Genomic DNA, 9,007 nt, shown 5'->3' on the forward strand with positions numbered 1-9,007 from the left:
CCCGCGCGCCCCGCCCGCTGCACCGCCGCCGCGCGGCTTATCCGCAAGGTCGCCAGCCGGGTCAGCCCGCTTGCCACATCCAGTTTTGGCGCGCGGCGGAACCCGCCGTCGATCACAATCCGCACGCCCGGCACCGTCAACGATGTCTCGGCGATCGAGGTCGCCAGCACCACCCGGCGCTGCTCATGCGCGCGCAACGCCAGATCCTGCGCCGCCGGCGATAAATCCCCATGCAGCGGCAGCACCAGCGCCGGGGCGCCCTGCAACGCCGCCTGCGTGCGCCTTATCTCCGCCATGCCCGGCAGAAACACCAGCACATCGCCCTTATGCGCCACCAGCGCCTCGCGCACCGCCTTCGCCGCCGCCTCGGGCAGCTCGCGCACGGTGGGGATATCGCGTTTGCTGTGGCTCACCGCCACCTCATGCATCCGCCCGCCGCTCTCAATCACCGCCGCCGCCAGCAGCCCCGCGATCTTCTCCGCCTCCGCCGTGGCAGACATCGCCAATATCCGCAGCTCCGGGCGCAAAGTGCGCTGCAAATCCAGCACCAGCGCCAGGCCGAGGTCCGCATCCAGGCTGCGCTCATGCACCTCGTCAAAAATCACCAGCGCCACCCCGCTCAACCCCGGGTCGGCCAGCAGGCGGCTGGTCAGCAGCCCTTCGGTGATCACCTCCACCACCGTCCCGGCTGAAACCGCGCTCTCCAGCCGGGTGCGAAACCCCACCCGCTGCCCCACGGCCTCGCCCAAAATCCCCGCCATGCGCTGCGCCGCCGCGCGCGCCGCCAGCCTGCGCGGCTCCAGCAGCAGAATTTTGCCTCCCACCCCCGCTTGCATCAGCGCCAGCGGCACCAGCGTGGTCTTGCCCGCGCCCGGCGGCGCTACCAGCACGGCGTTTTTCTCCTGCCTCAGCAAGCATTCCAGCAGCGCCGGAAGCACATCATTCACGGGTAAATCGTCGGTCATCGCCCCCGGATACCACCACAAGCCCAACCGTGCGATATTCCCCCCATGCGCGCCCTGCTCCTGTTGTTCCTGCTCTTCCCCGGCCTTGCTTTCGGGGCCGCCAGCAACGTCTTCACCTCCCCGCGGGATTCCGTCCGCCTCATCTCCGCCAGCAACACCGGCCCTGATGTGCAACTGGCGCTGCAATTCCAACTCGCCCCCGGCTGGCATATCTACTGGTCCAACCCGGGTGACGCCGGTTTCCCCCCCGGCATCACCGCCGCCGCGCCCGCCAGCCTCGGCCCGCTCGGCTTCCCGCCGCCGGAATTATTCCATCAGGGCCCCGTCACCGCCTATGTGCTCTCGGGCAATGTGCTGCTGGCGTTCATGGCCCATAACGCGGGGTCATCCGTCACCGCCACCGCGTCCTGGCTGGTCTGCTCCAACATTTGCATCCCCGAGCACGCAAGCTTCACCCTGCCGCTGCCCGGCGGCCCCTCGGCCGAGGCCGCGCTCTTCACCGGCCCCAAAATTATCGCCTCGCCCTTCCCGGCCACCATCGCGCCGGATGGCACCCTCACCCTCACCGGCCCCACCGCCGCCCAGGTTGCCGCGGCCCATTTCTTCCCCGCCGCGCCGGGCATGCTGGCCAACGGCGCGCCACAGCGCCTCGCCTTCACCGCCACCGGCCTCACCCTCGGCCTCACCCTGGCGCCCGGCCACAAGCCGCTCACCGGCCTGCTCGAACTCACCGACCCCTCCGGCGCCACCCAAGCGCTCACCCTGGCGCCCGCGCCCGGCGCCGCGCCCGCGCATCCGCCCTATCTGCTGCTGGCGTTCCTCGGCGGGCTGATCCTTAATTTCATGCCCTGCGTCTTCCCGATCCTGGCGATGAAGGCCGTGCTCATCTCGCGCCTCGGCGGCGTGGACACCAAAATCCGCCACGAGGCGTTCGGCTACACCTTCGGCGTGCTTGCCACCATGCTGGCCATGGGCGCCACCCTGCTCGCCCTGCGCGCGCTGGGCACCGCCGCCGGGTGGGGCTTTCAGTTCCAGTCGCCCATCTTCGTCGCCCTCATCGCCTGGGTCATCTTCGCGCTCACCCTCAACCTCGCCGGGCTGTTCGCGCTCTCCGCCCCCGCCGCTTTGGGCCGGCTCCCGGTCCAGCACAGTATCTCCACCGGGGCGCTGGCCGTCATTGTCGCCACGCCGTGCAGCGCGCCCTTCATGGGCTCCGCCGTCGCCGCCGCCCTGGCCGCGCCGCCGTTCATGGCGCTCGGCATCTTCCTCAGCCTCGGCCTCGGCCTCGCCGCGCCCTTCCTGCTGCTCGCCAGCATCCCGCGCCTGGCGCGCCTCATCCCGCGCCCCGGCGCCTGGATGCTCTGGCTGCAACGCGCCCTCGCTCTCCCCATGGCGGCCACCTTCGCCTGGCTCGCCTGGGTGCTGTTCCACCAGACCGGCACGCCGGGCCTGCTGCTGCTGCTGCTGGGCGCCGCCATCCTTGCCGCTGCGCTCATCCGCAAGCCGCTGCGCCCGCTGGCCCTGGCGCTGCTCCTGCTGCTGCCCCTGCTGCGCACCCAGGCCGCCGCCCCGGCGCTCACCCTGCCCGGCGCAACGCCCTACACCGCCGCCCGCCTCGCCCAGCTGCGCGCGGCAAAAACCCCGGTCTTCATAGACCTCACCGCCGCCTGGTGCGTCACCTGCCTGGTCAATGAGGCCACAACCCTCAAAAACCCCGGCGTTGAAGCCGCCTTCGCCGCCACCCGCACCGCCCTGCTCGTGGGCGACTGGACCAACAAAAACCCCGCCATCACCGCCCTGCTCGCCGCCAACCAGCGCGACGGCGTGCCCCTCTACCTTTATTATGCCCCCGGCGCGTCCACCCCGCTCATCCTGCCGCAAATCCTCACATCGGCAGAGGTGCAGGCGGCGCTGCGGGGGAGCCGTTAAGGACTATTTATCTTGCAGAAATAAGCCAGCAACAAAGCCGGGTTATAAGGGCGTGGTGGATAGAAGGAGGGTGTTTCGGATGCGGCGAGTTCTCTGGGCCATTGTCATACTGTCGCCGTTCTTCGCGCTTGCGCAGAGCGACCATGTTTCGCCATCCTCCGTGCGGCAATTCGCCAGCGCCATGGTGCTCAACACCTCGAATAAAATCGCCGATCTGGTGCTGCCGCTGATGAACAGCCAGGGCCTAGCCGCCCACCGTGCGCCCCGCAACAGCTGAGCTGGCCAGCCGCGCCGCCACCTGCGCGAACGCCCGCGCCCGGTGGCTGATCGCGTCCTTCACCGTGCTGCCCAGTTCGGCATAGGTTTTCTCATACCCATCGGGCACAAACACCGGATCATAGCCAAACCCGCCCGCGCCCCCGGCTTCCCGCGCGACCGTCCCGTCCGCCTGGCCGATGAAGGTCGCAGTCGTGCCATCAGGCTGCGCGAGGCACAGCGCGCACACAAACCGCGCCCGCCACTCCCCCGCCGCCGCGCAGGCTGCGATAATCCGCGCGAACGCCGCCCCATAATCCCCGGCCGCATACCTGGCGGAAAACACGCCCGGCCCGCCGCCCAGCGCCGCCACGCACAGCCCGGAATCATCGGCCAGCGCCGCAATCCCCGCCGCGCGCGCCGCCGCCAGCGCCTTCAGCCGCGCATTTCCGGCAAAATCATCCGCGCTCTCCGCCGGTTCGGCCAGGCCCATCGCGCCCGCGCCCACCGCCTCTATCCCCAGCGGCGCCAGCAGCGCGGCAAATTCCTTCAGTTTCCCCGCGTTATGCGTGGCGATCAAAATCCGCTTCGGCCGGTCCGCGCTCATGCCCGCCCCGCCTCGTGCGAGAGCATGCCCGGGTCGATCCGCAGTTTCGCCAGCGCGCGCTGCCACTTGGTCAGATACGCCGTGTCATACACCAGCGCTTCATCAGCCGGCACGCTCAGCCATGAATTCTGCCTGATTTCCTCATCAAGCTGCCCCTCGTCCCATCCCGCATAGCCCAGCAGCAGGCGCGCCTGGCTCGGCCCGCCGCCCTCGGCCAGCGCCTGCAACACCTCCAGATTGGCGGTCAGCACATAATCCTCGTCCACCGCCATGCTCCCTTCGGTCACCCAATCGGACGAATGCAGCACGAACCCGCGTGAATCCTCCACCGGCCCGCCCGAACCCACGCGGATCTCGCGTTTGGGCGGCACCGGCTCCACCCCCAGCTGGCGCAGCAGCGCGTTGAATCCCGGCGTCTTCACCGGCCGGTTCAGCATCACGCCCATCGCCCCCTCGGGGGTATGCGCGCAAATAAAAATCACGCTCTGCGCGAAACGCGGGTCCTGCATGGCCGGCATCGCGATCAGCAATTGCCCGGTCAGCCAGTCCGGCTCCTTAAACCCCTGTGTCTCTCTCTTTGCCATAACCCTGACCATATTATCGCCGCCCGGCGCCCGCCAGCCCCATTTGCCATCGCGCGGCAACTCTTCACGGCCCAGGCCACTTCGTATAGGTAGGCGCATCTATTTGGAAACAAGGGGCCAGCCATGATCAAGACCGGTGATAAAATTCCAGCCATGAAACTCATGATCGCCACGCCGGAAGGCCCGCGCGAGGCTGATACCGCAACCCTCTTCGGCCCCGGCAAGGTGGTGATGTTCGCCGTCCCCGGCGCCTTCACCCCCACCTGCTCGGCCAAGCACCTGCCCGGCTTCGTCGAACACGCGGCCGAATTCAAGGCCAAGGGCGTTGAGCGCATCATCTGCATGGCCGTGAACGACGCCTTCGTCCTCGGCGCCTGGGCCAAGGAACACAAAGCGTGTGACTCCATCACCTTCCTGGCTGACGGCTCGGGCGCCTTCACCAAGGCCCTCGGCCTGGAGCTGGACCTCGCCGCCCGTGGCCTTGGCATCCGCAGCCAGCGCTTCGCCCTCATCGCGCAGGATGGCATCGTCACCCATCTCGCCGTCGAGGAACCCGGCGGGTTTGACATCAGCCGCGCCGAGGCTGTGCTCGAAGCGCTCTGAATCCTTGGGGCCGCAAGGTCATCACCTCGGGGGATCGCAGAGCTTGAGCACCACCCTCACCGTCGTCGTGCCGTGTTATAACGAGCGCGCCAATGTAGCACCCATGGTCGCGGCGCTTGATGCGGCGCTCGCCGGCCTGGCCTGGGAGGTGGTCTTCGTCGATGATGACAGCCCCGACGGCACGGCCGCGGCGGCGCACGAGATCGCCCGGCATGACCCGCGGGTGCGCTGCATCCGCCGCATCGGGCGGCGCGGGTTGTCCTCGGCGGTGATCGAGGGGGCGCTGTCCTCCTCGGCGGATTACATCGCGGTGATCGACGGCGATTTGCAGCATGATGAAACCCGCCTGCCCCTCATGCTCCAGGCCGTCGTGAACGGGGCGGACATGGCGGTCGGCTCGCGGCATGTGGAGGGCGGGGATTCCGCGGGCCTCTCCTCGCCCTTGCGGGTCAAACTTTCCGAGACCGGCATCCGCGTCGCCCAGATGGTCACCAAGACCAGCATCACCGACCCGATGAGCGGATTTTTCCTGCTTCCGCGCGCGCTCTTTGAGCAACTGGCATCGCGGCTCACCGGCCAGGGCTTCAAAATTCTGCTGGATCTCATCCTCGCCGCGCCCTCGCGCCTCACCATCGCCGAGATCCCCTATAAATTCCGCCCCCGCATCGCGGGCGAGAGCAAGCTCGATGTATTGGTCCTGGCCCAGTTCGCCGGGCTGCTCATTGATAAACTGCTCGGCGGCGCGGTGCCGCTGCGCTTCATCTCCTTCGCGCTGGTCGGCGGCTTCGGCGTGCTGGTGAACCTGCTGGTGCTCCAACTCGCCCGCTCCACGGGGCTGGATTTCGCAACCTCCCAGACCATCGGCACCATCGTCGCCATGGTCGCCAACTTCCAGCTCAACAACCAGCTCACCTACCGTGCGCAGCGGCTCAAGGGTCCGCGCGCCTGGCGCGGCCTGGTGCTGTTTTTGGCCGTGTGCAGCCTGGGCGCCATCGCCAACGTCGGCATCGCCCGCGCCTTGTATGCCGAGAACGGTTCCACCCTGTTCTCCGGCGCGGCCGGCGCGGCCGTCGGCGTGGTGTGGAACTACGCGGTCTCCGCCACGCTGGTCTGGCGCGTGCGCTAGCCGTGCGCCCAGCCCTCCTGGCGCTGGCGGCGCTCACGCTGCTGCGGCTGGCGCTCGCGGCCAGCGTGCCCCTGGCGCCGGATGAAGCCTATTACTTCCTCTGGTCGTGCCATCTCCAGCCTGGCTATTTTGACCACCCGCCCATGGTCGCGCTGTGGATCCGCGCCGGCACCACCCTGCTCGGCACCGGGCCCTTGGGCATCCGCCTGCTCGGCCCGCTCTCGGCGGCCCTCGGCTCTCTGCTGCTCTGGGATGCCGGCGAGCAGCTTTTCCCCCGCCGCCAGGCGGGGCTCGCGGCGGCGGCGCTGCTCAACGCCACGCTGATGTTTGGCACCGGCGCCATTTTGATGACGCCCGACACCCCGCTGCTGTTTTTCTGGACCGCCGGCATCGCCGCCCTGGCCCGGCTGCTTTCCAGCGGCAACCCGCGCTGGTGGCTGGCCGTGGGCCTCGCCGCCGGGCTGGCCCTGCTCTCCAAATACACCGCCGTGCTCTTGATCGCCTCAGTGTTCCTCTGGCTGCTCACCGCGCCAGCCGGCCGCGCCGCGCTGCGCACCCCCTGGCCGTGGGCAGCGGTGGCGCTGGCCTTCCTGGTCTTCGCGCCCGACATCGCCTGGAACGCCGCCCACCAATGGGTCAGCTACCTCAAACAGGGCGGGCGCGAATATTTCCATCCGCTGCGCCATGCGGACATCACCGGCTTCCTCACCCCCCCGCATCCCCAACCCGCGCTCAATTTCGGCCCGCCCGCCGCGCCGCACGGCTTCAGCCTGCCGCGCCCGGTGCAGTTTTTCGGCGAGTTCTGGGGCGGCCAGCTCGGCCTGTTCACCCCGGTCATCTTCTTCCTCGTCCTGGGCGGCCTGTGGGCGCTGCGCCGTTCGCCCGCCCCGGCCGCGCGTCTGCTCCTTTGGCTCACCCTGCTGCCCGGCGCGGTGTTTCTCGAACATGTCCTCAAGGGCCGGGTGCAAGCCAACTGGCTCGCCATTCTCTACCCCTCCGCCTGCCTCGCCGCCGCCTCGCTGCCCGCGCCAACCCTGCGCCGCTGGCTCAACCCCGCCGTGGCGCTGGGGTTTTTCCTCACCGCCGTGGTTTATGCCCAGGCGCTCACGCATTTCCTGCCGCTGCCGCCCCGCGCTGACCCCTCGGCCCTGCAAATGGCCGGCTGGCGGGGCCTCGGGCGCGCCGCCGGCGCGCTCAAACCGCGCCCGGCCTTACTCGCCTCCGACGATTACGCCACCGCCGCCGCCCTGGCCTATTACGGCCCCAAAAACATCCCCGTCGCCGGGTTTGACGATTACCGCTGGGCCTATTTTACCTTCCCCCCGGCCAATCTGCAGAACAAAACCGGCCTGTTCATCACCCGCTACCAGCCGCCTGACTGCATAACCCCGCCCGCAACCCTCACCCGCCTGCTCGGGCGGCACATCATCGAGCGCTACCATGTCTGCTACGTCACCGCCGCCGCGCCTGGCGTGCTGCTCGCCGGGCCTTGAGCCCGCCCCTGGCAAACCGCGCGGAATTTTGCCAAACGGCGTAGCATGAACGCCAACCTCGACACCGCGATTGACCGCGCCAGCGCCTCCCTGCGCGGCGAGCAGCGCCCGGACGGGCATTTTCTCTACGAGCTGGAGGCCGACGCCACCATCCCGGCCGAATATGTGCTGCTGGAACATTATCTTGACCGCATCACCCCCGGTCTACAGGAAAAAATCGGCGTCTACCTGCGGCGCATCCAGGGCGAGCACACCACCAACCCAGGCGGCTGGCCGCTCTTTCATGGCGGCAAGTTTGACCTCTCGGCCAGCGTGAAAGCCTATTTCGCGCTGAAGGCCATCGGTGACTCCCCCGAAGCTGCGCACATGCTCCGCGCCAGAGCCGCCATCCTCGCACATGGCGGCGCCGCGCGCGCCAATGTCTTCACCCGCATCCAACTGGCCCTCTTCGGCGCCGTGCCGTGGGATGCCAGCCCCGTCGTGCCGGTGGAGCTGATGCTCATGCCGGGCTGGTTTCCCATCAACATGCGCAAGGTCTCCTACTGGTCGCGCACGGTGATGACGCCGCTGATGGTCCTCGCCGCCGAAAAACCCCTCGCCCGCAACCCGCGCAACATCCGCATCGACGAGCTGTTCACCACCCCGCCGGCCCAGGTGCGTGACTGGATCCGCGGCCCCTACAAATCCGCCTGGGGGCCGTTCTTCAAACATCTGGACACCGTTTTGCGCGCGGCCGAACCCTGGTTCCCAAAAAAATACCGCGCGCGCGCCATCAACAAGGCGATCGCCTGGACCATTGAGCGCCTCAACGGCGAGGACGGGCTGGGCGCCATCTACCCCGCGATGGCCAACGCGGCGATGATGTTTGACCATTTCGGCGACCGGGAACATTTCGACACCGCCTTCGCCGCGGTGCAAAAGCTCCTCGTCGTCAAGGACGATGAAGCCTATTGCCAGCCCTGCCTCTCCCCGGTGTGGGACACGGGCCTCGCCGGCCACGCCCTGCTGGAAGCCGGCGCCCCCGGCCCCGCCGCCGCCGCGTGCGACTGGCTGGCGCCCCGGCAAATCCTCGATGTCGCGGGCGACTGGGCGGACAACACCCCCGGCACCCGCCCCGGCGGCTGGGCCTTCCAGTACAACAACGCCCACTACCCCGATGTCGACGATACCGCCGTGGTCGCCATGCTGATGCACCGCACCGGCGAGCCGCGCTACGCCGGGGCCATCGCCCGCGCGCGCGAATGGATCATCGGCATGCAGTCCACCAACGGCGCCTGGGGCGCGTTTGATATCAATAACGACCGCCAATACCTCAACCACATCCCCTTCGCGGACCATGGCGCCCTGCTCGACCCGCCGACCGAGGATGTCACCGCGCGCTGCATCTCCTTTCTCGCCCAGCTTGGCCACCCCGAGGACCAGCCCGCCATCGCGCGCGGCGTGCA

Annotated in this window: 9 protein-coding genes; 6 read left to right on the forward strand and 3 right to left on the reverse strand. The window is 68.7% G+C overall.

From position 1 onward, the window contains the following. Window positions 1-965 (reverse strand): DEAD/DEAH box helicase (locus HKL97_RS05410; protein ID WP_291423211.1); only part of this gene is annotated, 965 nt, incomplete at its 3' end. A gap of 45 nt (window positions 966-1,010) precedes the next feature. Here HKL97_RS05410 and HKL97_RS05415 point away from each other — a divergent pair. Beyond that, window positions 1,011-2,894 (forward strand): protein-disulfide reductase DsbD, encoded by a 1,884-nt coding sequence (locus HKL97_RS05415; RefSeq protein ID WP_291423213.1) that lies wholly within the window; start codon window positions 1,011-1,013, stop codon window positions 2,892-2,894. Window positions 2,895-2,973: 79 nt separating this feature from the next. Next, window positions 2,974-3,171, forward strand: a complete 198-nt coding sequence (locus HKL97_RS05420) for a hypothetical protein (RefSeq protein ID WP_291423215.1) — start codon at window positions 2,974-2,976, stop codon at window positions 3,169-3,171. Here the strand turns inward: HKL97_RS05420 and rdgB are convergent. Together rdgB and HKL97_RS05430 are read right to left on the reverse strand one after the other, a co-directional pair. Then, the gene (gene rdgB / locus HKL97_RS05425) at window positions 3,139-3,756 is read right to left on the reverse strand and encodes an RdgB/HAM1 family non-canonical purine NTP pyrophosphatase (RefSeq protein ID WP_291423217.1); all 618 of its coding nucleotides are present in this window, start codon (window positions 3,754-3,756) and stop codon (window positions 3,139-3,141) included. The two genes, HKL97_RS05420 and rdgB, sit on opposite strands and share 33 nt — an antisense overlap. Continuing rightward, complete coding sequence (locus HKL97_RS05430) at window positions 3,753-4,340, reverse strand: YqgE/AlgH family protein (protein ID WP_291423219.1); 588 nt, start codon at window positions 4,338-4,340, stop codon at window positions 3,753-3,755. Before HKL97_RS05430 ends, rdgB begins: the two co-directional genes overlap by 4 nt. 123 nt (window positions 4,341-4,463) lie before the next feature. On the opposite strand from HKL97_RS05430, the gene HKL97_RS05435 reads away from it, so the two are divergent. The 4 genes from HKL97_RS05435 to shc form a co-directional block, all read left to right on the forward strand. Next, window positions 4,464-4,943, forward strand: coding sequence for a peroxiredoxin (locus tag HKL97_RS05435; protein ID WP_291423221.1), 480 nt, complete (start codon window positions 4,464-4,466; stop codon window positions 4,941-4,943). Between the two features lie 43 nt (window positions 4,944-4,986). Beyond that, the gene (locus tag HKL97_RS05440) at window positions 4,987-6,069 is read left to right on the forward strand and encodes a glycosyltransferase (RefSeq protein WP_291423223.1); all 1,083 of its coding nucleotides are present in this window, start codon (window positions 4,987-4,989) and stop codon (window positions 6,067-6,069) included. A gap of 2 nt (window positions 6,070-6,071) precedes the next feature. Next, a complete protein-coding gene (locus tag HKL97_RS05445) occupies window positions 6,072-7,562 on the forward strand; it encodes a glycosyltransferase family 39 protein (protein ID WP_291423225.1) in 1,491 nt (496 codons plus the stop codon). 45 nt (window positions 7,563-7,607) lie between these two features. Then, window positions 7,608-9,007 (forward strand): squalene--hopene cyclase (gene shc, locus HKL97_RS05450; protein ID WP_291423227.1); only part of this gene is annotated, 1,400 nt, incomplete at its 3' end.

It is taken from the genome of Acidocella sp. (assembly GCF_013044125.1).
In the GTDB taxonomy this organism is placed as follows: Bacteria; Pseudomonadota; Alphaproteobacteria; order Acetobacterales; family Acetobacteraceae; genus Acidocella.

Excerpts from the sequence above, each read along its gene's own strand:
- HKL97_RS05415 (WP_291423213.1), top strand. The coding sequence starts at position 1,011 with ATGCGCGCCCTGCTCCTGTTGTTCCTGCTCTTCCCCGGCCTTGCTTTC.
- HKL97_RS05420 (WP_291423215.1), top strand. The coding sequence starts at position 2,974 with ATGCGGCGAGTTCTCTGGGCCATTGTCATACTGTCGCCGTTCTTCGCG.
- rdgB (WP_291423217.1), bottom strand. The coding sequence starts at position 3,756 with ATGAGCGCGGACCGGCCGAAGCGGATTTTGATCGCCACGCATAACGCG.
- HKL97_RS05430 (WP_291423219.1), bottom strand. The coding sequence starts at position 4,340 with ATGGCAAAGAGAGAGACACAGGGGTTTAAGGAGCCGGACTGGCTGACC.
- HKL97_RS05435 (WP_291423221.1), top strand. The coding sequence starts at position 4,464 with ATGATCAAGACCGGTGATAAAATTCCAGCCATGAAACTCATGATCGCC.